The organism is Nitrobacter sp. 62-23, assembly GCF_001897285.1.
Taxonomy (GTDB): domain Bacteria; phylum Pseudomonadota; class Alphaproteobacteria; order Rhizobiales; family Xanthobacteraceae; genus Nitrobacter.
In genome coordinates, this window is sequence record NZ_MKSM01000063.1 from 1 (window position 1) to 24850 (window position 24850).

The 24850-nt window shown below is 63.3% G+C and carries 23 protein-coding genes, 1 tRNA gene and 1 pseudogene; 14 read left to right on the plus strand and 11 right to left on the minus strand.

Annotation, left to right across the window (positions count from 1 at the left end; all coding sequences use genetic code 11):
* The 7 genes and pseudogenes from BGO16_RS05025 to BGO16_RS05055 form a co-directional block, all read left to right on the plus strand.
* Positions 1-568: pseudogene (locus BGO16_RS05025) on the plus strand (cell division protein FtsH); the annotation flags it as partial.
* Positions 569-815: 247 nt separating this feature from the next.
* Positions 816-3629, plus strand: coding sequence for a pyruvate, phosphate dikinase (gene ppdK / locus BGO16_RS05030; RefSeq protein WP_292617490.1), 2814 nt, complete (start codon positions 816-818; stop codon positions 3627-3629).
* A 320-nt stretch (positions 3630-3949) separates the two neighbouring features.
* The gene (locus BGO16_RS05035; RefSeq protein ID WP_292617491.1) at positions 3950-5350 is read left to right on the plus strand and encodes a cell wall hydrolase; all 1401 of its coding nucleotides are present in this window, start codon (positions 3950-3952) and stop codon (positions 5348-5350) included.
* Positions 5351-5519: 169 nt separating this feature from the next.
* Complete coding sequence (locus tag BGO16_RS05040; RefSeq protein WP_292617492.1) at positions 5520-6773, plus strand: MFS transporter; 1254 nt, start codon at positions 5520-5522, stop codon at positions 6771-6773.
* A 49-nt stretch (positions 6774-6822) separates the two neighbouring features.
* The gene (locus BGO16_RS05045; protein ID WP_292617493.1) at positions 6823-7809 is read left to right on the plus strand and encodes an MDR family oxidoreductase; all 987 of its coding nucleotides are present in this window, start codon (positions 6823-6825) and stop codon (positions 7807-7809) included.
* Positions 7810-7924: 115 nt separating this feature from the next.
* Positions 7925-8515: a hypothetical protein gene (locus BGO16_RS05050; RefSeq protein ID WP_292617494.1), complete on the plus strand. Its 591-nt coding sequence runs from the start codon at positions 7925-7927 to the stop codon at positions 8513-8515.
* A gap of 231 nt (positions 8516-8746) precedes the next feature.
* Positions 8747-9517, plus strand: coding sequence for a gamma-glutamyl-gamma-aminobutyrate hydrolase family protein (locus tag BGO16_RS05055; RefSeq protein WP_292617495.1), 771 nt, complete (start codon positions 8747-8749; stop codon positions 9515-9517).
* A 49-nt stretch (positions 9518-9566) separates the two neighbouring features.
* On the opposite strand, the gene BGO16_RS05060 is transcribed toward BGO16_RS05055, so the two are convergent.
* The 4 genes from BGO16_RS05060 to BGO16_RS05075 all read right to left on the minus strand — a co-directional run bounded on the left by BGO16_RS05060 (position 9567) and on the right by BGO16_RS05075 (position 12362).
* Positions 9567-10073 (minus strand): protein-tyrosine phosphatase family protein, encoded by a 507-nt coding sequence (locus BGO16_RS05060; RefSeq protein WP_292617496.1) that lies wholly within the window; start codon positions 10071-10073, stop codon positions 9567-9569.
* 176 nt (positions 10074-10249) lie between these two features.
* Positions 10250-10861 carry an HD family hydrolase gene (locus tag BGO16_RS05065; RefSeq protein WP_292617497.1) on the minus strand — a complete coding sequence of 204 codons (612 nt, stop codon included), beginning with the start codon at positions 10859-10861 and terminating at the stop codon, positions 10250-10252.
* The gene (locus BGO16_RS05070) at positions 10858-11484 is read right to left on the minus strand and encodes a DNA-3-methyladenine glycosylase I (RefSeq protein WP_292617498.1); all 627 of its coding nucleotides are present in this window, start codon (positions 11482-11484) and stop codon (positions 10858-10860) included. The genes BGO16_RS05065 and BGO16_RS05070 overlap by 4 nt, the downstream gene beginning before the upstream one ends.
* The gene (locus BGO16_RS05075) at positions 11481-12362 is read right to left on the minus strand and encodes a folate-binding protein (RefSeq protein WP_292617499.1); all 882 of its coding nucleotides are present in this window, start codon (positions 12360-12362) and stop codon (positions 11481-11483) included. The genes BGO16_RS05070 and BGO16_RS05075 overlap by 4 nt, the downstream gene beginning before the upstream one ends.
* Positions 12363-12533: 171 nt before the next feature.
* Between BGO16_RS05075 and BGO16_RS05080 the strand changes: the two genes are divergently transcribed.
* Positions 12534-13868 carry a dihydroorotase gene (locus tag BGO16_RS05080; protein WP_292617500.1) on the plus strand — a complete coding sequence of 445 codons (1335 nt, stop codon included), beginning with the start codon at positions 12534-12536 and terminating at the stop codon, positions 13866-13868.
* A 111-nt stretch (positions 13869-13979) separates the two neighbouring features.
* On the opposite strand, the gene BGO16_RS05085 is transcribed toward BGO16_RS05080, so the two are convergent.
* The 4 genes from BGO16_RS05085 to BGO16_RS05100 all read right to left on the minus strand — a co-directional run bounded on the left by BGO16_RS05085 (position 13980) and on the right by BGO16_RS05100 (position 15999).
* Positions 13980-14246: a hypothetical protein gene (locus BGO16_RS05085; RefSeq protein WP_292617501.1), complete on the minus strand. Its 267-nt coding sequence runs from the start codon at positions 14244-14246 to the stop codon at positions 13980-13982.
* A gap of 188 nt (positions 14247-14434) precedes the next feature.
* A complete protein-coding gene (locus tag BGO16_RS05090; RefSeq protein ID WP_292617502.1) occupies positions 14435-14812 on the minus strand; it encodes a TIGR02301 family protein in 378 nt (125 codons plus the stop codon).
* Positions 14813-15064: 252 nt separating this feature from the next.
* Positions 15065-15490 (minus strand): NUDIX hydrolase, encoded by a 426-nt coding sequence (locus BGO16_RS05095; protein ID WP_292617503.1) that lies wholly within the window; start codon positions 15488-15490, stop codon positions 15065-15067.
* Positions 15490-15999, minus strand: a complete 510-nt coding sequence (locus tag BGO16_RS05100) for a hypothetical protein (RefSeq protein WP_292617504.1) — start codon at positions 15997-15999, stop codon at positions 15490-15492. The genes BGO16_RS05095 and BGO16_RS05100 overlap by 1 nt, the downstream gene beginning before the upstream one ends.
* 62 nt (positions 16000-16061) lie before the next feature.
* Between BGO16_RS05100 and BGO16_RS05105 the strand changes: the two genes are divergently transcribed.
* Entirely contained in the window at positions 16062-16826 is a 765-nt protein-coding gene (locus tag BGO16_RS05105) for an SOS response-associated peptidase (protein ID WP_292617505.1), read from the plus strand.
* A 41-nt stretch (positions 16827-16867) separates the two neighbouring features.
* Here BGO16_RS05105 and BGO16_RS05110 read toward each other — a convergent pair whose 3' ends face one another.
* The gene (locus tag BGO16_RS05110; protein ID WP_292617506.1) at positions 16868-18304 is read right to left on the minus strand and encodes an FAD-binding oxidoreductase; all 1437 of its coding nucleotides are present in this window, start codon (positions 18302-18304) and stop codon (positions 16868-16870) included.
* A gap of 30 nt (positions 18305-18334) precedes the next feature.
* Positions 18335-19321 (minus strand): L-threonylcarbamoyladenylate synthase, encoded by a 987-nt coding sequence (locus BGO16_RS05115; protein WP_292617507.1) that lies wholly within the window; start codon positions 19319-19321, stop codon positions 18335-18337.
* 67 nt (positions 19322-19388) lie between these two features.
* Here BGO16_RS05115 and BGO16_RS05120 point away from each other — a divergent pair.
* Positions 19389-19465, plus strand: a tRNA-Pro gene (locus BGO16_RS05120).
* Between the two features lie 206 nt (positions 19466-19671).
* On the opposite strand, the gene BGO16_RS05125 is transcribed toward BGO16_RS05120, so the two are convergent.
* On the minus strand, positions 19672-20634 hold the full coding sequence (locus tag BGO16_RS05125) for a LysR family transcriptional regulator (RefSeq protein ID WP_292617508.1): 963 nt from the start codon (positions 20632-20634) through the stop codon (positions 19672-19674).
* A gap of 129 nt (positions 20635-20763) precedes the next feature.
* Here BGO16_RS05125 and BGO16_RS05130 point away from each other — a divergent pair, with 129 nt between their 5' ends.
* The 4 genes from BGO16_RS05130 to BGO16_RS05145 all read left to right on the plus strand — a co-directional run.
* Positions 20764-21801, plus strand: a complete 1038-nt coding sequence (locus BGO16_RS05130; RefSeq protein ID WP_292617509.1) for a class 1 fructose-bisphosphatase — start codon at positions 20764-20766, stop codon at positions 21799-21801.
* A gap of 19 nt (positions 21802-21820) precedes the next feature.
* Positions 21821-22693 carry a phosphoribulokinase gene (locus BGO16_RS05135; protein WP_292617510.1) on the plus strand — a complete coding sequence of 291 codons (873 nt, stop codon included), beginning with the start codon at positions 21821-21823 and terminating at the stop codon, positions 22691-22693.
* Between the two features lie 141 nt (positions 22694-22834).
* Positions 22835-23920, plus strand: a complete 1086-nt coding sequence (gene fba, locus BGO16_RS05140; RefSeq protein WP_292617511.1) for a class II fructose-bisphosphate aldolase — start codon at positions 22835-22837, stop codon at positions 23918-23920.
* 45 nt (positions 23921-23965) lie between these two features.
* The coding region (locus BGO16_RS05145) for a ribulose-bisphosphate carboxylase large subunit (RefSeq protein WP_292617512.1) at positions 23966-24850 on the plus strand (885 nt) is incomplete at its 3' end.

The window sequence follows — 24850 nt, forward strand, 5'->3', positions numbered from 1 at the left end:
GCTTCCCGAGCGCGACAAGCTGTCGATGTCGCTGGAGCAGATGACCTCGCGGCTCGCCATCATGATGGGCGGGCGCGTGGCGGAGGAAATGATCTTCGGCCACGAGAAGGTGACGTCAGGCGCCGCGTCCGACATCGATCAGGCGACGCGCCTTGCGCGCATGATGGTGACGCGCTGGGGCCTGTCGAAAGAACTCGGCACGGTGTCCTATGGCGAGAACAACGACGAGGTGTTCCTCGGCATGCAGGTCAACCGCCAGCAGAATGTGTCGGAGGCGACCGCGCAAAAGATCGACTCCGAAGTCAAGCGTCTGGTCGAGGCCGGCTACAAGGACGCGACCCGCATTCTCGCCGAGAAGCGGGCTGATCTGGAGACGCTCGCCAAAGGTCTGCTTGAATTCGAAACGCTGACCGGCGACGAGATCACCGATCTGCTGAACGGCAAGAAACCGAATCGGGAATCGGTGCTGGAGCCGACCACCCCGCGCACTTCGGCGGTTCCGCCGGCCGGAAAAACCCATCCGCGCCCGGACCCCGATCCGGGTCTCGAGCCGCAGCCGCAGGCGTGATGCCGCTCGGCGGCGCTGATCGACGAACAACAGACGAAGCAAAACAGCCTGGCGCAAGCCGGGCTGTTTTCGCAATTGGACTATCCTTTACGACTGGCATGACGCCACGAAGCCGAAATCGTGCTGCGCGCGGAAATGCGCGCAAAGCATTCGGCCGAGGAAACGATGGCTCGCGCAGCTTGCGTGGAGTCGTCAAAACGTGGTGTAAGGCAAACACGCTTTCCTTCACGTGGAATGGTTTCATCGCATGGCCAAAGCCGCCTCGAAGTCCAAGAAGCCCGCTGCGAAATCAAAGTCATCCGCGACACCTCGGGCGAAGGCCGCAAGTTCCGGCGGCAACCGCAAGGCGGCGGACAAGCCGGCAAAGGCGTCGGCGCCTGTGAAAAGCAAGTGGGTCTATACGTTCGGGGGCGGCAAGGCGGAAGGCAAGGCGGAGCTGAAGGACCTGCTCGGCGGCAAGGGCGCCAATCTCGCCGAGATGGCCAATCTCGGTTTACCGGTGCCTCCCGGCTTTACGATCCCGACCTCGGTATGCGCGTTCTTCTATGCGCATGACAAAACCTATCCGAAGGAACTGAAGTCGCAGGTCGAAAAGGCGCTGGAGCAAGTCGCAAAGATCACCGGGAAGGTGTTCGGCGATGCGACGAATCCGCTGCTGGTCTCGGTGCGCTCGGGGGCGCGCGCCTCGATGCCCGGCATGATGGACACCGTGCTCAATCTCGGCCTCAACGACAAGACCGTCGAGGCGCTGGCCGCGATGTCCGGCGACCGGCGATTTGCCTATGACAGCTATCGACGCTTCATCACCATGTACTCGGACGTCGTGCTCGGCTTCGCGCATCATCAGTTCGAAGACATTCTGGACGCCTTCAAGGACACCAAGGGCTATTCGCTCGATACCGATCTGACCGGCGACGACTGGATCGAGATGGTGGGCAAGTACAAGACAGCCGTTGCCCGCGAGACCGGCAATGAATTCCCGCAGGATCCCCACGAGCAGCTATGGGGCGCGATCGGCGCGGTGTTCTCGTCATGGATGAATGCCCGGGCGGTTACCTATCGCCGCCTGCACAATATTCCGGAATCATGGGGCACTGCCGTCAATGTGCAGGCCATGGTGTTCGGCAATCTCGGCGAGACGTCGGCGACCGGCGTGGCGTTCACGCGCAATCCGTCGACCGGCGAGAGCAGGCTTTACGGCGAGTTTCTCATCAACGCCCAGGGTGAGGACGTGGTGGCGGGTATCCGCACGCCGCAGGACATCACCGAAGCGGCGCGCCAGGAATCCGGCTCCGACAGGCCGTCGATGGAATCGGCGATGCCGGAAGCCTTCAAGGAGCTGACGCGCATCTACACCCTGCTCGAACGGCACTATCGCGACATGCAGGACATGGAGTTCACCGTCGAGGACGGCAAGCTCTGGATGCTGCAGACCCGCAGCGGCAAGCGCACCGCGCGCGCCGCGCTGCGCATCGCCGTCGAACTCGCCAATGAAGGCGTGATCTCGAAAAAGGATGCGGTTGCCCGCATCGATCCGGCCTCGCTCGACCAGTTGCTCCATCCGACCATCGATCCCAACGCGACGCGTGAGGTGATCGCCACCGGCCTGCCGGCGTCGCCGGGTGCCGCCGCCGGCGAGATCGTGTTTTCTCCCGATGACGCGGCCAAGCTGCAGGCCGACGGCCGCAGGGTCATCCTGGTACGGATAGAGACCAGCCCGGAGGACATCCACGGTATGCACGCCGCCGAGGGCATCCTGACCACGCGCGGCGGCATGACCTCTCACGCGGCCGTGGTCGCGCGCGGCATGGGCAAGCCCTGCGTATCGGGCTGCGGCAGCATCCGCGTCGATTACGGAAGCGGCACCATGAGCGTCGGCGACCGCATCTTCAAGGTCGGCGACGTCATCACCATCGACGGGTCGCTCGGAGAGGTGCTGGCGGGACAGATGCCGATGATCGAGCCCGAACTGTCGGGCGAGTTCGGCACGCTGATGGGTTGGGCCGACGAGGTTCGCAAGCTCCGCATCCGCGTCAACGGTGACACGCCGGTCGATGCCCGCACGGCGGTGAAGTTTGGAGCCGAGGGCATCGGCCTGTGCCGCACCGAGCACATGTTCTTCGAAGAGACCCGCATCCGCACCGTGCGCGAGATGATCCTGGCCGAAGACGAGCAGGCGCGCCGCGCCGCGCTGTCGAAACTGCTGCCGATGCAGCGCGCGGACTTCGTCGAACTGTTCGAGATCATGAAGGGCTTGCCGGTCACGATCCGGCTGCTCGATCCGCCGCTGCATGAGTTCCTGCCGCATACGCAAGCCGAGATCGAGGAAGTCGCGCGCGCGATGAATACCGATCCGCGCAGGCTGGCTGACCGCGCCCGCAGTCTGGCCGAGTTTAACCCGATGCTCGGCTTTCGCGGCTGCCGCCTCGCGATCGTCTATCCCGAGATCGCCGAGATGCAGGCGCGCGCGATTTTCGAGGCCGCGGTCGAGGCCGGCAAGCGCACTGGCAAGGTCGTTGCGGTTGAGGTCATGGTGCCGCTGATCGCGACCAAAGCGGAATTCGATCTGATCAAGGCGCGGATCGATGTGACCGCACAGTCGGTGATGCGCGAGACCGGCGCCAAACTGAGCTATCAGGTCGGCACCATGATCGAACTGCCGCGCGCCTGCCTTGTAGCGGGCGAGATCGCTGAGAGCGCGGAGTTCTTTTCGTTCGGCACCAACGATCTGACGCAGACGACCTTCGGCATCAGCCGCGACGACGCCGCGAGCTTCCTCGGCACCTATATCGCGAAGGGCATTCTGGAGATCGATCCGTTCGTCTCGATCGATCGCGGCGGTGTCGGGGAACTGGTGAAGATCGGCGTCGCCCGTGGCCGCAAGACCCGGCCGAATCTCAAAGTGGGCATCTGCGGCGAACACGGCGGCGATCCGGTGTCGGTGGCGTTCTGCCACGAGATCGGATTGAATTATGTGTCGTGCTCGCCCTACCGCGTGCCGATCGCGCGCCTTGCCGCCGCGCAAGCCGCGCTCCACAAGACGCCTGCAAGTCAGGCCTGATCTTCCGACCGTTTTGGGATATCGCCGCCGCGCATTTTTTTGACGCGTTTTCTTCACGCGAACCGTCAATCCATCCCCAGGTCAAGCCCGAGGACATCGCTCGAAAACGCTACGGCGTTGACCTGATCTTTACCATTTGACCTGAGCGGTTGTTTACCACCTTTGCAACGTCCGCCCGCGACCACGACTGCGCTCTTGCCTGTGGTGCGCGCGCATCGCCGATTAACGCCCTCGCAACTTTAATTGGATATTACCGCAATCGATCGAATTGCATGGAACGTGCGGATCGGTCGCATGTGTGGCGTTGCGTGAGCGTATCGATGTCTGTGTTGCGTAACCAACCGAAGAGTGCGCGTCTTGCACTCTTCGGTTTCGGTCTCTGCTTCTTCGCATTGATCCCGAACGAGACCGGCTATCAGGATATCGCCGCGCTGCTTGCGCATCAGCCCGGCGTTGCCGAACGCTGGCAAAAGCGAGTGTTCGCCTCCGCCGTAAGCTCCATTCAGGTCGCGACCTTTAGCTTCGGCCGTCCCGTCGGTACCGCCGCGCCACGCGCCGCCGCGCTTCTGCTTGCCAGTCTCGACGGTCACGATGCCGGCGTCGCCGCGCGCAACCCGCTGCTGCGGTCGCCGCCTCGCTATCAGGCCTCCGATTTTCCCAAGGTCGATCGGACGCTGAAAGGTGATCGTCTGACAATTGCGCCGCCGGAGACGCAACCGGTTGTGCCGGCGAGCGCGCCGCCACAGCAAACCCCGACATCAAATACATCGGTGATGGGAGCCAAGAGCGCGGCGGCCACGCATGCTGCCGAGCCGGCGGCGCTCGATCCCGAACTGGCGGAAGCGTTGCAGGCGCCGCCACTGCCTCAATATGATGTTTCGCGTTCGCTCGAAGCTCAGCCGCTCGGCAATCTCAAGCGAAATCGCGAAGCCGACGACGCGGCCGTCGAGCCGCAATCGTCCGCCGACGGATTTTCCTTCAAGACAGCAAGCCTGTATTTCGGAAGTTCGCTGGGCGTCGCGAGCGAGAGCCTGGAGCGCTGGCAGCCCGGTGAAGAACCGATGATCGTGACCCCGGGTCTGCCCGCGGATCCCGATATGAAGGCGTCCATGCCGTCGCGACAGGATACCGGGAAGGCTGGCGAAACCGTGGTCGGCAAGGGAGAGGTCGAAACGCCGGCCGAGCGACTCGGCCTGCTCGACCAGAAGAAACGCGCCAAGCAGGAAAAGTGTCTTGCCGAAGCGGTCTACTTCGAAGCGCGGGGCGAGGCGATCCGCGGCCAGATCGCGGTCGCGCAGGTGGTGATGAACCGCGTGTTCTCGGGCTACTATCCGACTACCGTGTGCGGCGTGGTCTATCAGAATGCGAACCGTCATCTGGCGTGCCAGTTCACCTTCGCCTGCGACGGCATTCGCGATGTGGTCACCGAGCCGGACATGTGGGATCGCGCCCGCAGGATTGCGAAGGCCACGCTCGACGGGCGGCTGTGGCTGCCGGAAGTCGGCAAGTCGACGCACTATCACGCCTATTGGGTGCATCCTTCCTGGGTCCGCGAAATGAAGAAGATGTATCGCACCGGCGTTCACACCTTCTATCGTCCGCGCGCCTGGGGCGACGGCAGCGATGCGCCGAGCTGGGGCACGGCGGCCCAGACCGCCGAGATCACGGCCAGATTGGCGGAAGCCGCGCACAGTTCGGCCGAACTGCGCGCCGGGCGGTAAGTCGCAGGTAACCGCTTCGGTTGCTCACGCATTGCGTGAGCTGCGTGTCGATTTATTATCCCGGCGAGTTGGCATTTTCATGCAGGCGCATTAACTTGCAGGGCTCGGCCTTGCCGGCCGGAGGTGCTGATGTTCCGTCTACATCTGCACCGGCAAATGGACAGTCCCGATGGCGACATCCGAAGACAGCGGTCCGCAGACCGTGCGTGAAACGGGGTGGCGCACACCGCTCGTGATCATCATATGCGGCTGCATGATCGGAATGCTGACGTTCGGGCCGCGGTCGGCGTTCGGCTTCTTCATGCAGCCCATGAGCAGCGAGTTCTCGTGGGGCCGCGACGTCTTCGCGCTCGCCTTCGCGGTTCAGAACCTTTTGTGGGGCATCGGCCAGCCCTTCGCCGGCGCGATTGCCGACAGGTTCGGCAGCGTGCGGGTGATTTCGGCAGGCGCGCTAATGTATGCCGCCGGCCTTCTGGTGATGCGCTATGCCGACACGCCGGTGTCGCTCAATATCGGGGCCGGATTTTTGGTCGGTTTCGGCCTGTCCGGATGCTCGTTCAACCTGGTGCTGTCGGCGTTCGGCAAGCTGTTGCCGCTGCAGTGGCGCGGTCTCGCGCTGGGCGCCGGCACCGCGGCCGGCTCGTTCGGGCAATTCGTGTTCGCGCCGTTCAGCGTCGCGCTGATCGACAATTTCGGCTGGCAGCCGGCGCTGACGGTGTTCGCGGTGCTGATGCTGTTTGTCGTGCCGTTCGCGCTGGTGTTGTCGACACCGCCCAGCAATGCCGGCGGCGCTGCTGCCGCCGCGTCGGAACAGTCTTTCAAGAGTGCGCTGGCGGAAGCCTTCGGTCACCGCTCCTACGTGCTGCTGGTGCTCGGCTTCTTCACCTGCGGTTTCCAGCTCGCCTTCATCACCGCGCACCTGCCGGCCTATCTGGTCGACCGCGGCCTGTCGGTCCAGGCCGGCGGCTGGGTGCTGGCGGCGATCGGCCTGTTCAACATCATCGGATCGCTCAGTGTCGGATGGCTCTCGACCAGGATGCCCAAGCGCTACATCCTGTCGGCGATCTATTTCATCCGCGCGCTGTCGATCGTCGCGTTCATTTCAACCCCGATGACGACGTTCTCCGCGGTCGCGTTCGGCGTCGTCACTGGCCTGACCTGGCTATCCACGGTGCCGCCCACCACGAGCCTCGTGGCGTTGATGTTCGGCACCCGCTGGCTGGCGACGCTCTACGGCTTCGCGTTCTTCAGCCATCAGGTCGGCGGGTTCCTTGGCGCGCTGCTGGGCGGCGTGGCGTTCGACCATTTCGGTTCCTACACCGTGGTCTGGTGGCTGTCGGTGCTGTTCGGCGTGCTGTCAGCATTGATCAACCTGCCGATCGTCGAAGCGCCGGTCCGGCGGGCGGTTGCGCAGCCTGCGTAATGGGTTCAATCTCCCGAAAGGCTCGCCCAGACATCCGGGAGCGACAGCGATGGCGACATTCAGGGCGATCCGGATCGACAAGGCCGAGAAGGGCACGACAGCGGCGCTGACTCAATTCGACGAAGCCGAACTGATGGATGGCGACGTCACCGTGCGCGTCGAATGGTCGACGCTGAACTACAAGGACGGCCTGGCGGTCACCGGCAAGGCGCCGGTGGTGCGGCGCTTTCCGATGATCGCGGGAATCGATTTCGCCGGCACGGTCGAGCAGTCGTCGCATCCTTCCTGGAAGATTGGCGACAAGGTGATCTGCAACGGCTGGGGCATGGGCGAAACCCACCTCGGGGCCTATGCGGAAAAGGCCCGCGTCAAGGGCGACTGGCTGGTGGCGCTCCCCGAAGGCCTGACGACGCGCGACGCCATGGCGATCGGGACTGCGGGCTACACCGCGATGCTGTCGGTGCTGGCGCTCGAAAGACACGGCCTGACGCCGAAGGACGAGCCTGTGATCGTGACCGGGGCCGCCGGCGGCGTCGGATCGGTGGCGATAGCCGTGCTCTCCAGACTCGGTTACCACGTCATCGGTTCCACCGGCCGTTCATCGGAAGCCGGCTACCTCAAGGATCTCGGCGCGGCCGAGGTGATTGACCGCAACGAGTTGTCGGGACCGGCCAAACCGCTGGCGAAGGAACGCTGGGCGGGAGGGATCGACAGCGTCGGGTCCACCACGCTCGCCAATCTGTTGTCGATGACGAAATATCGGGGCGCGATCGCAGCTTGCGGGCTCGCCGGCGGCATGGATCTGCCGTCGTCAGTGGCGCCATTCATTCTGCGCGGGGTGTGTCTGCTCGGCATCGATTCCGTAATGTGCCCGATCGAGCTTCGCAAAACCGCATGGAGCCGGCTCGCGACTGATCTGGATCGGTCCAAGCTAGCTGAAATCACTCATGAAATTGGTCTGGACGAGGTCATCGAGGCTGGCGCCCGGATTCTTGCCGGGGGGGTGCGCGGGCGCATCGTGGTAAAAATTCTCTAGGGATGTTCAGACTTTACCAACCAAGCTGCTCCAATGTTGCCACGGTTGGTATGGTAAGCAGTGGGTAAAGGCGTCGGTCCGCGGCCGACCCGTTCAGTTCGTTGGAGTTGCAGTCATGCTCGCGCGTTTCGTGTCAGGAGCCCTGGTTGCAGGTGCGATCGCGGCACCGGCAATGGCCGGTCACATCATGAATGCCGACGAGGCCAGGCGGTTCGTGGCCGGCAAGGTTTTCGCCTTCACCTGCTTCGACGGCACGCGCGGCGCTGGTCGGGTGTTCGAGGACGGCGGCGCGGCCGGCGCGGTACAGTTCAGCGGCTCAGGTCCGATCCGCCACATGAGATTGCCAGGCAATACGCTTCAGGTTCGCGGGCAGGCGGTCTGCGCCTCGCTCAAGGGGCTTCCATTCGAGCCGTGCTTCAACCTCGACAAGCAGAGCGATCGCAGCTTCCGTGGTTCGGTGTCGGGCATGGGCTTTGCCTATTGCGATTTCAACCATCAGGGCGGAAGGCAGATGCTGCTGGCGCGGGCGGCTGCGCGTCCGCGCGGCCGTGGGCATGGTCCGCGCACGGCCGACGCTTCGAAGACGGAGGTCACCGCGCGTGTCGAGACCCCGCGGGTCGAAAGCGCCAGGCTAGATCCCGTCAAGCCGGAAGCGAAGCCGGCCAAGGTCGAAGACGCTCTTGAGCTTCGCCGTTCCACCGATTGATCTGGTCCGACGCTGCGACCGTGCCGGATTGCTCAACCGGCGCGTCGGGCACGGGCCGCGCAGGGCTCTTGCGCGCTGCGTGAGCATGGCTGGCTCGCGGTGTTGAATTGTTGATCCGGCTTCGGTCGAGAGGCATGATCGTCGAACCATTTGCCGCGAGTCGCTCCTCCGCGAAGACCTTAAGATGTATATTCGGACCAACGACCCGCTGATTGAGTTGGGTATCTGGCGATGAAAAAGCCGGTGGTCGGCGTGATCGGCAGTTCGCACCGCCTCGAGAACCGATTTGAAATGCAGATGGTCAGCGAGCGGAACCTGCGGGCGGTTGCCGAGGTCGCACGCGCGCTGCCCCTGATGTTCGCAGGCTGCCCGAAGGTTACCGAGATCGGAGCGCTGCTCGATGCGGTCGACGGCGTTGTGCTGGTGGGCGCGCGCGCCAACGTGCATCCGAGCCGTTTTCGCGCCGAGCCGGATCCTCGGCATGAACCTTACGACGTCAACCGCGACGATCTCGCATTGTCACTGGCGCAGGCCTGCGTCGCCCGCCGCGTTCCGATCTTCGGCATCTGCCGTGGACTGCAGGAGATCAACGTCGCATTCGGCGGCTCGCTGCATCCGGAAATTCGCGAATTGCCGGGACGCCTGAATCACCGGATGCCGCGGCTTGAGAACGGCGAGATTCATCCGGACCTGAATGTGGTGTTCGGCGATCGCCACGATGTCCGGCTGGTTCAGGGCGGTGTGTTCGCCCGATTGCTCGGCCGCGAGACCATCCGCGTCAATTCGCTGCACGGCCAGGGCATCCTCGAACCCGGCGAGCGTGTCGTTGTCGAGGGCGTGGCCGAGGATGGCACCATCGAGGCGATCCGTATCGCCGATGCGCCGGCCTTCGCGCTCGCCGTGCAATGGCACGCCGAATACGATCCGCAATGCAATCCGGTCAACCGGACACTGTTCGAAGCATTCGGCGAGGCTCTGCAAGTGCGGCGGCGCGCGGCTTGATTGCGGTTGGCGGACCCGATGGCGGATTGAAGCCGGCGAGGGGCTAACGCTATTCCAGATCGACGCGGAACGGCCGGCCTTCGATCGCCATGTTGCCGGGACCTATCTCGTCAAGCGCGCGCAGCATCCGTCCCTCGCGGCCGAGCGCCTTGTCCGCCAACGCCACGATCAGGCGGTTCGGCTGTGCGACCGGCGACGCCGCGCGAATCTGCCGTGCGATCGAAAGTTCGTCGCGATGCGGATTGAGCGCGCAGGCGGCGGTGAAGGCGCTCGCGCTCGAGCGGCTGATCCCGGCGTAGCAATGCACCACCAGCGGCGCCTGGCGATCCCAGCCGCGGATGAAGGTTAGAACTTGCAGGATATGGCCGTCGTTCGGCGCGACGAAGCCGTCCGCGGGCTCGTTGATGTCGTCCATCGACACCTTCAGGTGATTGGCTTCGAGCACGGAGCGCGGACGCTGCACCTGATCGACATTGGCCATCACGGTAAGGATATGGCTGGCGCCCGTGGTTCTCACGGTATCGGCAAGCAAAGCAAGCGAGCAGACGTGGATCATGACATTCCCGGTTTTTTTGGAAATATAAGCTCGCGGGCGCGGGGACGAAAGGCGGTCTGCGGCCTGGAACGCCTGCTTCTGGCTTCTGATGGAATCAGAAGCGGGGCTCTATGATTGTGATTCAACGCAGTTCTCGACGCGAACCGAACCACTTCGCTCGAAAACGCTTCAGGCCATCAAGCCTGCAGGCTCTTGAACCGCGCCAGGAACCGCTTCTCGGCCTTTCCTGCCGACCATGGCGTCAGGTAGTCGTTGATCAGCGCCGCCGGCAGGCCGGGATCGCTGCCGAACAGGCGCTTCGCCTCGGGCTCGGAGAAGCCCGCAAGATGCGTCGCTTCGAGATAGGCCGCCCCCATGTCGGCATCCTTGATCTGTCGCTCAATGTCGGCGGGCAGCGCCGGTTGCAGCCCGAAGCGGACGTGGATCGCCGACAGCAGCCGCTTCTCCACCGTCTTGTAGGAGCCGCCGATCACCGCCTTGAACGGCGAGATCATGTCGCCGATGACATATTCCGGCGCGTCATGCAGCAGCGCCGCCAGCCGTACCCGGATATCGACGCGCGGGGTGTGCTCGCGCATCACCGCTTCGACCAGCAGCGTGTGCTGCGCGACGGAGAAAATATGCGCGCCGCGGGTCTGGCCGTTCCATCGCGCCACCCGGGCGAGGCCATGTGCAATATCCGCGATCTCGATATCGAGCGGGGAGGGATCGAGCAGGTCGAGCCGCCGGCCGGACAGCATCCGCTGCCATGCGCGCGACGAGATTTTCGGAGCCGCCTTTGCCGTCATGTCGTCGCATGACGCGGCTTGCGCGTCTGCCGGCTGCAGGTCTCATGGCAATGGCACGTCACCAGATGGTCGTTGACCATCCCCGTCGCCTGCATGAAGGCGTAGACGATCGTGGGACCGACGAATTTGAACCCGCGCGAGGCCAGTTCCTTCGAGATTTTGATCGAGAGCGGCGTCGAGGCCGGCACGGTCGCGGTGGTCTTGAAGCGATTGACCTTCGGCCTGCCGTCCATGAAGTCCCATAACAGATCGGAAAAGCCCGGACCCTGTTCCATGATCGCCAGATAGGATTTCGCGCTTGCGACGGCGCCCTCGATCTTCGCGCGATTGCGCACGATGCCGGCATCGTTCATCAGCGCGTGGATTTTCCTGTCGCCGTAGCGCGCGATCTTTTCCGGGTTGAAATCGTCGAAGGCGAGGCGGAAGTTGTCGCGCTTGCGCAGGATCGTGATCCACGACAGACCCGCCTGAAAGCCGTCGAGGATCAGCTTTTCGAACAGCGCGCGGTCGTCGTATTCGGGTATGCCCCATTCGGTGTCGTGATAGGCGAGATAGAGCGGATCGTCGCCGGGCCACGGACAGCGGGTCAGGCCGTCGGCATGCAGGCGCGCGGATTGCGTCATGCGACCGTCTTCTTCGCCGGGAGCTTGAGGTCGTCAGGATCGGCGACACGGATCGGAATGGCACCCGCCATCAACGCAATCCCGGCCTCGATCGCGTCCGCGGCGCGATCCAGCCGCAGCAGCGCAAGACCCTGGCCTGCGGCCGACGACCCCATGGTGCCGACCGGCTTGTCCGCGGCGACGATGGCCGCGCCGGCCTCCGGCACGCCGTCGTCCAGCAGCACGCGCACGATCCGGCTGCGCGCGGTGCCGCGATGCTCCATGCGCGACACCACTTCCTGACCGACATAGCAGCCTTTGTCGAAGTCGACGCCGTGCAGCCGGTCCATGTTGGCCTCATGCGGGAAGACGTCGCCGAATGCGAAATCGGTGCCACCGCTCGGCACGCTGGTTGCGATCCGGTGGGCCTCGTAGTCGGCGCTTTCGACCAGTTCAGCGCCGATCACGGTGGCCGCCCGGGCCGCGAGATCCTGCGGTGCGAGAATGCGCCAGCCGAGCTTGTCGCTGCGCGGATCGGCGAAGGTCAGGTCGGGGTGCATGGCGGGTTCGCCGTCCCAGGCCGCCAGCACGCCGAGCGTGCCTGAAAGGTTTTCGACCGTGACCTTGGCGCGCAGCTTGTAGAAGCCGAGCTTGGTCGCAAGCGGTTGCGCCAGCGATAACGGGCAGTCGATGAGGAAGCCGCCGCCATGGCCCGGCTGCGCCTCGGTGATGAGGAAGTCAAACGTGATCTTGCCCTGCGGCGTCAGCAGCGCCCCGAACCGGCCGAAGCCCGGCTGGACCTTGGTCACATCGGTGGTCACGAGACCGTTGAGAAAATTGCGTGCGTCGTCGCCGCTGACCTTGACCACCCCCCGGTCGGGAAGAAACGCTGCTTTCATGACATATCTCTTGGCCGGGCATTGTTGTCTTGGCGGGTCTTGCGCAGTACCCCGGGGAAACCTGCGTGCCGGATTTCGCTTCGCAACGTAAGCCGCTAAGGTGCCCGCAACAAGGGTCCGCGTGGCGCAGCGGCGGACGGAAAAAGCTGTCGGAGACGATGATCAGGACAAATGACCAAAACATTTGACGTGATTCTCAGAGCAGGCACCATCGTCAATCAGGACGGCGAGGGGATCGGCGACATCGCGGTATCGGACGGCCGCATCGCCGCCATCGGCGGACTTGGCCACGCCGACGCCGCCGAGGTGATCGACTGCCGGGGACTGCATATCCTGCCCGGCGTGATCGACACCCAGGTGCATTTCCGCGAGCCGGGGCTCACCCACAAGGAAGACCTCGAAAGCGGCTCGCGCAGCGCCGTGATGGGCGGCGTGACAGCAGTATTCGAGATGCCGAATACCAATCCTCTGACGGTGACGGCGGAAACCTTCGCCGCGAAGATGAAGGCGGCGCATCATCGCATGCATTGCGACTTCGCCTTCTTCATCGGCGGCACCCGCGATAACGTGCAGGACCTGCCCGAACTGGAGCGCGCGCCCGGCTGCGCCGGGGTCAAGGTGTTCGTCGGATCGTCCACCGGCGCGCTGCTGGTCGAGGATGACGACAGCCTGCGACGAATTTTCAACGTGATCCGCCGCCGTGCGTCGTTTCACGCCGAGGACGAATACCGCCTCAACGAACGCAAGGGATTGCGCATCGAGGGCGATCCGCGCTCGCATCCGGTGTGGCGCGATGAGACAGCCGCGCTCAAGGCGACGCAGCGGCTCGTCACTCTCGCCCGCGAAACGGGAAAGCGCATTCACGTGCTGCATATCTCGACCAAGGAAGAGATCGAGTATCTGCGCGACCACAAGGATGTCGCGTCCTGCGAGGCGACGCCGCACCATCTCACGATGGTCGCGCCCGGCTGCTATGAGCAGCTCGGCACGCTGGCGCAGATGAATCCGCCGGTGCGCAATGCCGCGCATCGCGCCGGCATCTGGAACGGCATCAAGCAGGGCATCATCGACGTGCTCGGTTCCGACCACGCGCCGCACACGCTGGAGGAGAAGCAGAAGGCCTATCCCGCCTCGCCCTCGGGCATGACCGGCGTGCAGACGCTGGTGCCCGTGATGCTGGATCACGTCAATGCGGACCGGCTGTCGCTGGCGCGATTTGTCGATTTAACCAGCGCCGGTCCGGCGCGGCTGTTCAATATCGCCTGCAAGGGTCGGATCGCGTCCGGCTTTGATGCCGACTTCACCGTGGTCGATCTCAAGCGGAGCGAGACCATCACCAACAAGTGGGTGGCCTCGCGCGCGGGCTGGACGCCCTATGACGGTGTCGAGGTGACGGGCTGGCCGGTCGGCACCTTCGTGCGCGGCCGCCGCGTGATGTGGCAGGGCGAATTGACGACGCCAGCCGCGGGCGAGCCGGTGCGCTTTCTGGAGACGCTGAAAGCATAGCGAGGGCTGCAATTCTGGACGGCATCACCGCGAAAGCGGATGATGCCATATTGCAGGGCGCTGAAGTATCGAGGGTCTCGGGTCGCCCGGCGATGAGCAACGAGTGAACAGCTACTGCTTCGCGAGACCGATCGAGAATTCGCCATTGCGGATGCGGCCTGCGAGACCTTCGACGAAATTCGCCACGGCATCTTCGCCATAGGTGCTGACAAGTTCCGCGAAAGCCGCGAACAGGCTGGCTTGCGCCAGACAATCGCCGTCGACGCCGTCGTGGCGTGCCTCGGCCCACGCTTCGTTGAGGTAACTCAGTGCGGCCTGCTTCTGCTCCTGATCGGGCAGCGAATCACGGGCCGGGCTGAAGGTAAATGGCGGGCGCATGAAAAATCCGGTCGTCTGACGAAACGAAGTGCTTAACAACCGCCGTGGTTTAGCACGCGAATCGGGGTCCGGCAGCCGGTTCTTTAGGAAAGGTTAACGAGCCTCGGCGCATTTGAGTTGGAATTCGGATTTTCAGGGAAACCCGATATGCGGCTGCCTGCGAACCCGAGGCGCGACGGCCAATCAGTTCAGTTCGCGTATCTGGCGGTCAGGTCGCGGGCAATCTTCGCGCCTTCCTCGATATAACGGCGGATCGCGACATTGGCGGCCGGGGTGCATACCCTGTAGGTCTGCTGGAAGCCGGTATAGCCGCGGTTGAAGGCTGCGATCATCCTGGCGCGGCGCTCGCCGGCAGGCGTTTCAGCGTCGATCAGAGCCTGCATTTCATTACGCCATTTGGCGCCTTCGTTGGCGCCGCAGATGCCGCGCAGATAGTGCAGCGTACCGAGGATCTCGGCCAGCCGCTGCAGGTCGGCATCGAACGGCGCAGCCCCTTCCTGCCCGCGCGCGGGCAAGGCGCCGCAGATCGCGGTCAGAACAACAACGGCAAAAACCGATTTGCGCATCGAGGGAGTCCGGCTTCGTCGTGATATGCCTTTTCGATGCGATGGAAGCAAGGCCGGGCGATTCACAGCGCCTCCCGCGACCTAGTGGTCTGATTCTAACATTTGCATCCCGTTGCGGCAGGGAGTTCCTGCAAATGCTAGAATCAAAGGACCACCTAGCAACTATCAGGTTTCTAGTGGAGTTTTGAATTTGACATTCGCCTGACGGGGTTGCTGCAAAGTGGGTAGCGAACGTCAAATTCACTCCACTAGCTAGACTCCGACGAGCAGCCGCGCCGAATCGATGATGTCTTGCAGCCCCTCGGTGACCTGCAAATCGTCCGGCAGGTCCGGCGCGGCCCAACTGAAGCCGTCGAGTTCGTCGCTTAAGGCGGGCTCACCGCCGACCCAGCGCGCCGCGAACGCCATCACCACGAAATGCCCGTGGCCGGATTCGCCCGGGATTACTTCGCGCCATCCCGCGGGACCGACAATCTCGATCCTCAGCCCGGCTTCTTCCGCGACCTCGCGATGCAGCGCGTGGGCCATGGTCTCGCCGAATTCGACGCGGCCGCCGGGCAGCGAATGCAAGCCTTTGCCGGGCGGCCGGGCGCGGCGCACCAGCAAAACCTTGCCGTCGCGAAAGATCGCGGCGCTGACGGCGAGCCGGGGAGTCTGGAAAGGTGTGGGCGACGGCATCAGTGGTTCATGATGTAATCGACGTCGGTTTCGCCACGCTCTCCATTGATGATGCCGCCGGCCAGCATGACCAGCGGCTTGACCCAGCCCGTCGCCTGAATGGCGAGGACCGCGCGGGTCTTGTCCTGGCGGACGCCTTTCATCGCTGACGCCACGGCAGTCAGGATGGTCGTCATATCGCCGGTGACGTTGTCGAATCTGGCGCGAATGTCGGGATCGGCCTGCTCATAAGCCTCGATGGCGAGATCGCGCGCCTTGAAGTTCGAAGCCATGAAATGCTCCGGATAGGTCAGCGGCTGCCATTCCATGAAGTCCCCGGCGCAGTCCGGCATGTCGGGGATCATTTCAAGCAGCATGACGGCTTCGTTGAAATGATTGAGGTAGTCGGTCGCAAGGCCGGTTCGCGGGTTGATGTTGGCAGCCGATAGCTCGGCTTCCCGACCGGACCTATTCAGATCGGTCTGCTTCGCAACTGGAAAAAGGGATGGTTTGCTGGACGCCGTTGTCATTGGTTGTAGTGTTAGGCTCCGGGATTAATACGAGTTGAATCTCTCACCTCCGGAAAGGCGAAATGTGTGGACGCTACGTCATCCTGTCGCCGCCGGAGGCGATGCGTCAGGCTTTTGGCTATGCCGAACAGCCGAATTTCCCGCCGCGGTACAATATTGCGCCAACCCAACCGATCCCTGTGGTCATTCTCGAGAACGGCGACCGGCATTTTCGCCTGATGCGATGGGGCCTGATTCCGGCCTGGGTCAAGGACCCCCGCCAGTTCGCGCTTCTTATCAACGCTCGCGCTGAGACCGTGCTGGACAAGCCGGCTTTCAAAAACGCAATGAAACGGCGGCGCTGTCTGCTTCCGGTCGACGGATATTACGAATGGCATCAATCGGAGGGACGCAAGCGGCCGTTCTTCATCCGGTCGCGCAACGGCGGGTTGATCGCCTTCGCAGGATTGGCAGAGACCTGGGTCGGACCCAACGGCGAGGAGCTCGATACGGTCGCCATCGTCACCGCTGCGGCCCGCGGCGATCTCGCAGCGCTGCATCCACGGGTGCCGGTGACGATCGCGACCGCGGATCATGCGCGCTGGCTCGACAGTAATGCGACCGATGCCAGAGAGGCCATGCCGTTGCTGCGCGCGCCGGAGGACGGCGAATTCGTCTGGCATGAAGTCTCGACGCGCGTGAACCGTGTCGCCAACGACGATGAGCAATTGATTCTGCCGATCTCGGCGGAACAGGCAGAAGCCGAGGCAACGAAACCGGCGAAGAAGACTGCGGTTCGCAAGGCTGCGTCTGCCTCCGACGAGGACGGTCAGGGTTCGTTGTTTTGACGTGCGATCATGGTCTTGCGTGCGCCGGCTTGCGCGGGCGCTCACAGCACCTTGCCCGGATTCATGATGCCGAGCGGATCGAGCAACGCCTTGATGCCGCGCATCACGTCGATCGCGGTCCTGTCCTTCACGCGGGGCAGGTCATCGCGCTTCAGTACGCCGATGCCGTGCTCGGCGGAGATCGAGCCGCCCATCCGCAGCGCGATGGCGAAGACCACGGCATTGACCTCGTGCCAGCGGCCGAGAAAGTCCTGCGCCGTCGTTCCGGTCGCGGGCTGGCTGACGTTGTAGTGGATGTTGCCGTCGCCGAGATGGCCGAAGGCGACCGGGCGCGCACCGGGAACAAGCTTCGTCACCGCAGCATCCGCCTCGGCGATGAAGGCGGGCACGGCCGCGATCGGCACCGAAATATCGTGCTTGATCGAGCCGCCCTCCGGCTTTTGCGCCATCGGGATCACCTCGCGCAGTTTCCACAGCGCCGCGCGCTGCTGGAGGCTGGTCGCGATCGCCGCATCCTTGACGGTCCCATCCGCCATGCCCCGCTCCAGAACGGCTTCCAGCGTCGCAGCCGCATCGTCGCGCGACGAAGAGATTTCCATCAACACGTACCAGGGATGGCGCTTGGCGAGCGGATCGCGGATGCCGTCGCCGTGCCTGACGCACATGTCGACGCAGATCTCCCCGATCAGTTCGAAACTGGTCAGGCCGCCGGCGGCCTCGGTCCGGGCGATGGCCAGCAGTCTCAAGGCATCGGCCGGCGATGCCAGGCCGACGAAAGCGGTCGCCACCGCGTGTGGTCGCGGAAACAGTTTCAGGACCGCGGCGGTGATGATGCCGAGCGTGCCCTCGGCGCCGATGAACAGGTTGCGCAGGTCGTAGCCGGTATTGTCCTTTTTCAGCTTCGACAGACCGTTGAGGATGCGCCCGTCGGCGAGCACCACCTCGAGACCGAGCGCCATGTCGCGCGCCACGCCGAAGGCCAGCGCGCCGGTGCCGCCGGCATTGGTCGAGAGATTGCCGCCGATGGTGCAGCTTCCTTCCGCGCCGAGCGACAGTGGGAACAGGCGGTCGACCTCGCTGGCGCGCTGCTGGACGATCTGCAGCACCACGCCGGCTTCGACCGTCATGGTGTTGGAGGCGGTATCGATCTCGCGGATTTTATCCATCCGTCGGGTCGAGACCACTACCTCGCCATGGTGCGGCGTCTGTCCGCCGACGAGACCGGTGTTGCCGCCCTGCGGCACCAGCGCGATCCGGTGCTCGGTCGCGAGCTTGCAGATCGCGGACACCTCCGCCGTCGATGCCGGACGCAGTACCAGCGGTGAGCGGCCGTGAAACAGGTTGCGCGGCTCGGTGAGGTATGGCGCCAGTTCGTCGGTATCGGTCACCGCATATTTGTCGCCGACGATCGATGCAAAGCGCGCGATCAGATCGGGCGACAGCGGCGGCAATGCGGATCTTGGCGGAACGATGGTCATGGCGCGTCAGGTGTCCGATGGATTGGACGATTAGTCTTGCGGCGCGGCGGCGCGGCGCAGCCGGTCGTTGATGGCTTCCCCGAGTCCATGGTCGGGGACCGGCATCACCGCGATGGTCCGCGCGCCGCTGGCGTCGAGGGCGCGAAGATAGCCGAAAAGATTGGCGGCGGCCTCCTTGAGATCGCCGCACTCGGACAGGTTCATCACCGCAGTCGCGGTCTCGCTGCCCGCGAGAACGGCCGGACCGAAAGCCAGCAGCGCCTCGCCGCGTGACAGGCTCGTGGCATCGAGGCGGACCGTGGCGCGCGGCGCGTAATGCGAGGCCAGCATCCCGGCGGCCGGCGGCCGGCCATCGATCGCGCCGGAATCGGGCCGCGCCAGAGAACTGCCGAGCACGCGCTCGATCTCGGCGCGCGGAATTCCTCCTGGACGCAGCAATGTCGGGGGCGCGAAACAGCCGACGATGGTGGATTCGACGCCGACCTCCACTGCTCCTCCATCAACGATCAGGTCGATCCGCCCCGAAAGATCGCTTTGCACATGCGCCGCTGTCGTCGGGGAAACATGGCCGGACAGGTTGGCCGAGGGCGCCACCACCGCGCCGCCGAATTCGTGCAGGATGTCGCGGGCCACCGGATGGGCGGGAACGCGGATTGCAACGGTGTCGAGGCCGGTCGTGGCAAGTTCGGCCACCGGGCAGTGCGGAGCCTTCGGCAGCACCAGCGTCAGCGGGCCCGGCCAGAACGCGTCAGCGAGCGCAAGCGCCGTGGCATCGAAACAGGCGATCCGGTGCGCGGCTTTGAGATCGCCGACATGCACGATCAGCGGATTGAAGGCGGGCCTGCCCTTGGCGCGGTAGAGCCGCGCGACCGCTTCGGCGTTGGCGGCGTCGGCGCCGAGCCCGTAGACCGTCTCGGTCGGGAACGCGACCAGGCCGCCGTCGCGGAGCGTCCGGGCGGCTTTTGACGTCGCGGCTGGGCCGGCCGGTCTGATCTGCGTTGTCAACTCCACGGTCATGGGAATTTCAGTTTTCGATCCAGCTTCTTGCGGTGCGCGAAACCCGAGGCTATAAGCCGCGTCTTGTCGGAGTGTGGCTCAGCCCGGTAGAGCACTGCGTTCGGGACGCAGGGGTCGCAGGTTCAAATCCTGCCACTCCGACCATTATTTCAATGACTTATAGTTTCGATGCCGCGGCCTTGCAACGAATTGGCCTGCTTCCGCGCGCTTTTGTGGCCGCCCGCGCGGTGCAGATGCCCGCTTGCGCCCGGCGATATGATCGGATCACAGCGTCATGTTGAAACGTGACGGCTTTGCATGGACATGGCGATCATAACTGAAGGGCGCGAAAACGAAGGCGTCTGATCTATTCACCTGACCGGCGACTCCGGCGGCGGCCGACCCGCGCCAACCAGAGCGCGCGGCAGGAACTGTTTGCCGCTGGCGACCAGAAAATCGAGCATTTCCTGCGCCGGGGGGAGCAAGACCTTGTCTTTTCGCCTGACAACGAACCACTGTCGCACGACCGGGAGTCCGGCGACGTCGAGCATGATCATCCGGCCTTCTTTCAGCTCGGTCGCGACCGTGTGCGCTGAAATGAATGCGATGCCCAGACCGGCAATTACCGCCTGCTTGATCGTCTCGTTGCTGCTCATCTCCATGCCGATCTGGGGCTGAAGAGAGATGTTCTCGAAGAACTGCTCCATCAGGAACCGCGTTCCAGAACCCGGCTCGCGGGAAATGAAGGTTTCCTGTGCCAGGTCAGCCGCCTTGAGCTGCGTCGCGCTTGCAAGCGAGTGCCCGGTCGGTGCGACGACGACATGTGGATGATCGCCGAGCAGGTGGACATCCATTTCGATATCCGGCGGCGGGCGGCCCATGATGGCAAAGTCAAGCGCATAACCGTGCAGGGCCTGACGAATATCGTGGCGATTGACGATTGTAAGGCTGATGTCGATCCCCGGATGAAGCTTCGAGAATGCTGAAATCGCAAAAGGAACAAAATATTTTGCGGTGCTGACTGCGCCGATCGAGATGCGGCCGCCGGTTCGGCCTGCGATCATGTCGAGCGATGTCGCGCAACTCTCGATCGCAGCCTCGAGACGTTCGTAGAGCGTATACAGTTCCTGGCCGGCGGGAGTGAGGATCATCCCGTCGCTGGTCCGCTGCAGTAAAGCCAGTCCGGTGAGTTTCTGCAGGTTTCGTAACTGCAGCGTGACGGCGGGTTGAGTCAAATGCAACTTGTTGGCCGCGGCTGTGACGCTGCCCCCGGTCGCAACGGACGCCAAGGCGCGCAATTGCCGAAGGGTCACGTCACGGAGACTGGTGTGCATATAAGAAAATTTTTGGTTCGATGAAGGATATTGAAATTGTACTTATTACATGCCACGAGTCAATATCCCGCAACGCTCTGGAAAGCGCCAAATCGGCTGTTTGGAGATTGCGGCCGAGAGGAAAACTGAATGAGCCAGGAGCTTACATTACAACAGCGATTGGAGGCCTTAGCGGGTCCTGATCCGCTGCGCCGAGCTGTCAATGAAGCCGTAGCTGCGCTTGCGCAAGCTTCGATCGAGATCTCCGACCTGACATGCCGTGGCGCGCTCGCCGGGATAACCGGACAGGCGCGTGGACGCAACACTGACGGCGACGTGCAGAAGGACCTTGATGTTCGCGCCGACGATATCATCCGCGCTGCTCTTGGCCGCCTTCCGATTGCCGTGCTTGCTTCGGAAGAGATGGCCGATCTGGACATCCTCAATGCGAACGCTCCGATCAGCGTTGCATTCGATCCGCTGGACGGTTCGTCGAACATCAACACGAACATGTCGGTCGGTACGATTTTTTCCATCATGCCGACGCCGTCTGATGCCAGCGCCGCCTTCACGCAGCCGGGAAGCGCGCAGCTTGCCGCCGGCTTCGTTGTTTATGGTCCGCAGACGTCTCTCGTCCTCACCCTCGGACAGGGTGTCGATATCTTCACGCTCGATCGCGATTCGCGCGAATACAAGCTCACGGGATCGACGGTTCAGATCCCGCCGAACGCAACGGAGTTCGCGATCAACGCTTCGAACAGGCGGCACTGGGATCTGCCGGTTCGCGCTTACATCGACGAGTGCCTCATGGGCGCCGACGGGATGGGCGGCAAGGATTTCAACATGCGCTGGATCGGCTCGCTGGTCGCGGAAGCCTTCCGCATTCTCATTCGCGGCGGCATTTTCCTTTATCCCGGCGATGCCCGGCATGGTTACGAAGAGGGCCGCCTGCGCCTGGTTTACGAGGCTCATCCGATGGCCTTCATCATCGAGCAGGCGGGCGGCGGCGCCACCACCGGACGTCAGCGGGTTCTGGACCTCGTCCCCCGTACCCTCCATCAGCGCGTTCCGCTGATCATGGGGTCGATCAAGAACGTCCAGCGGCTTGAGCATATGCACACCGCACCCGACGTCGCTTTGGAAACGAATGCCCCGTTGTTCGGGCATCGCGGCTTGTTTCGCGTTTGATTGAGGGGCTGTCGCAATCGTGTCCAGAAAGCATCCTATCATCTCAATCACGGGTTCGTCGGGCGCCGGCACGACATCCGTCAAGCGCACCTTCGAGCAGATCTTCCGCCGCGAAAAAGTGGTGGCCGCATATATCGAGGGAGACGCGTTCCACCGTTACAACCGTGTCGAAATGCGGACCCGCATGGCCGAGGAGTCGGACAAGGGTAACAAGCATTTCAGCCACTTCAGTCCGGAGACCAATCTGTTCGCCGAGCTGGAGGCCGTGTTCAAGAGCTATAGCGAAACCGGAACCGGCAACACGCGCTACTATGTCCATGACGACGTGGAATCCGCGTTGCACAAGGTTCCCCCCGGGACGTTTACCGACTGGCAGAAACTGCCCGAGAACTCGGACCTGTTGTTTTACGAAGGTCTGCACGGCGCGGTGGTCACCGATAAGGTCAATGTCGCCCAGTATGCCGACCTCAAGATCGGCGTCGTTCCCGTCATCAATCTCGAATGGATCCAGAAGCTGCATCGCGATCGCAGCGCGCGGGGCTATTCCACCGAGGCGGTCACTGACACCATCCTTCGGCGCATGCCGGATTACGTCAACTACATCTGTCCTCAATTCGCTGAGACGGACATCAACTTCCAGCGCGTGCCGACGGTGGACACTTCGAATCCGTTCATCGCGCGGTGGATACCGACCCCCGACGAATCGATGGTTGTGATCCGGATGAAGAATCCGCGCGGCATCGATTTTCCGTACCTGCTGTCGATGATTCCGAACAGCTTCATGTCGCGCGCAAACTCGATTGTCATTCACGGATCCAAGCTGGATCTCGCGATGCAGTTGATCCTGACGCCGCTGATCCTTCAGCTCATCGAGCGAAAGAGGCGCGCATGACCATGACGATGGATAAAATCGAGCGGAGCCGCCGCAATGATGGCTGGAACCGCGACATCGAAGTAGTTGATCGGTGCACGGGCAAGGGGCGTATAATCCCCGCCGTGACTGCTATCAGCACATCCCAAGGGTGAGGAAAAAATGGCTCGTATTACATTGAGGCAATTGCTGGACCATGCGGCTGAGCGCGGCTACGGCGTGCCGGCGTTCAATATCAACAACATGGAGCAGGGGCTCGCCATCATGGAGGCGGCGGCCGCCGTCGACGCGCCGGTCATCATACAGGCTTCGCGCGGCGCGCGTTCCTACGCCAACGACATCATGCTGGCGAACATGATCGATGCGCTGGACCAGATGTATCCGCACATTCCGCTGTGCATGCATCAGGATCACGGCAACGAGGAAGCGACCTGCGCCACCGCGATCAAGTACGGCTTCACCTCGGTCATGATGGACGGCTCGCTCAAGGCCGACGCCAAGACTGCGGCGGACTATGAGTACAACGTCGACATCACCCGCCGCGTCGTCGACATGGCGCATTGGGTCGGAGCGTCGGTGGAAGGCGAACTGGGCGTGCTCGGCTCTCTCGAGCACGGCGGCGGCGAGCAGGAGGACGGCCACGGCATTGAAGGCCCCGTCAGCCACGATCAACTGCTGACCGATCCGGATCAGGCCGTTGATTTCGTCCGCGCCACCAAGGTCGATGCCCTGGCGATCGCGATGGGCACCTCGCACGGCGCCTACAAGTTCTCGCGCAAGCCGGACGGCGACATTCTCGCCATGAAGGTGGTCGAGGAGATCCATCGCCGCCTGCCCAACACGCACCTGGTGATGCACGGCTCGTCCTCGGTGCCTCAGCACCTGCAGGACGAATTCAACAAGTTCGGCGGTGAAATGCCGCAGACTTGGGGCGTGCCGGTCGAGGAGATTGTCCGCGGCATCAAGCACGGCGTCCGCAAGGTCAATATCGATACCGACTGCCGTCTGGCGATGACAGCGGTGTTTAGGAAAGTCGCCAACACCAACAAAAGCGAATTCGATCCGCGCAAGTTTCTGAAGCCTGCGCTGGATGCGATGCGCGACCTCTGTCGCGAACGTTTTGAACAGTTCGGCACCGCCGGAAATGCCTCGAAGATCAAGGTGATCCCATTGGCTGAAATGGCCAAGCTTTATCGCACGGGCAAACTTGATCCGCGCATCGGCGATACGGCCGTCGCCGCGGAGTAAGATTGGATCGAACCTCCGCGGATCATCAGAGAGAAGGAGCACAATATGAATGCCCAAAATGAGAAATCGCTGACCGTCCGCGGCAAGGATCGCTACAAATCCGGCGTCATGTCCTACAAGAAAATGGGCTATTGGGAGCCCGACTATACGCCGAAGGACACTGACGTCATCTGTCTGTTCCGGGTGACGCCGCAGGACGGCGTGGATCCGGTCGAGGCCTCGGCGGCGGTGGCCGGCGAGTCCTCGACCGCCACCTGGACGGTCGTCTGGACAGACCGTCTGACGGCGGCAGAGAAGTATCGCGCCAAGTGCTACCGGGTCGATCCGGTTCCCGGTGCCGAAGGCCAGTACTTCGCCTATATCGCCTACGATCTCGACCTGTTCGAACCCGGCTCGATCTCCAACCTCACCGCGTCGGTGATCGGCAACGTGTTCGGCTTCAAGCCGCTCAAGGCCTTGCGGCTCGAGGACATGCGGTTGCCCGTTGCTTACGTTAAGACGTTCAAGGGGCCGCCGACCGGCATCGTCGTCGAGCGCGAGCGCCTCGACAAGTTCGGCCGTCCGCTACTCGGCGCTACCGTCAAGCCGAAGCTCGGCCTGTCCGGCCGCAACTACGGCCGCGTGGTCTATGAGGCCTTGAAAGGCGGTCTCGACTTCACCAAGGACGACGAGAACATCAACTCGCAGCCGTTCATGCACTGGCGGGAACGCTTCCTTTACTGCATGGAGGCGGTCAATCGCGCGCAGGCAGCGACCGGCGAGATCAAGGGCAGCTACCTCAACGTCACCGCGGCGACGATGGAAGACATGTACGAGCGCGCCGAGTTCGCCAAAGAACTGGGCTCGGTGGTCGTCATGATCGACCTGGTGATCGGCTACACCGCGATCCAGTCGATGTCGAACTGGGCGCGCAAGAACGACATGATCCTG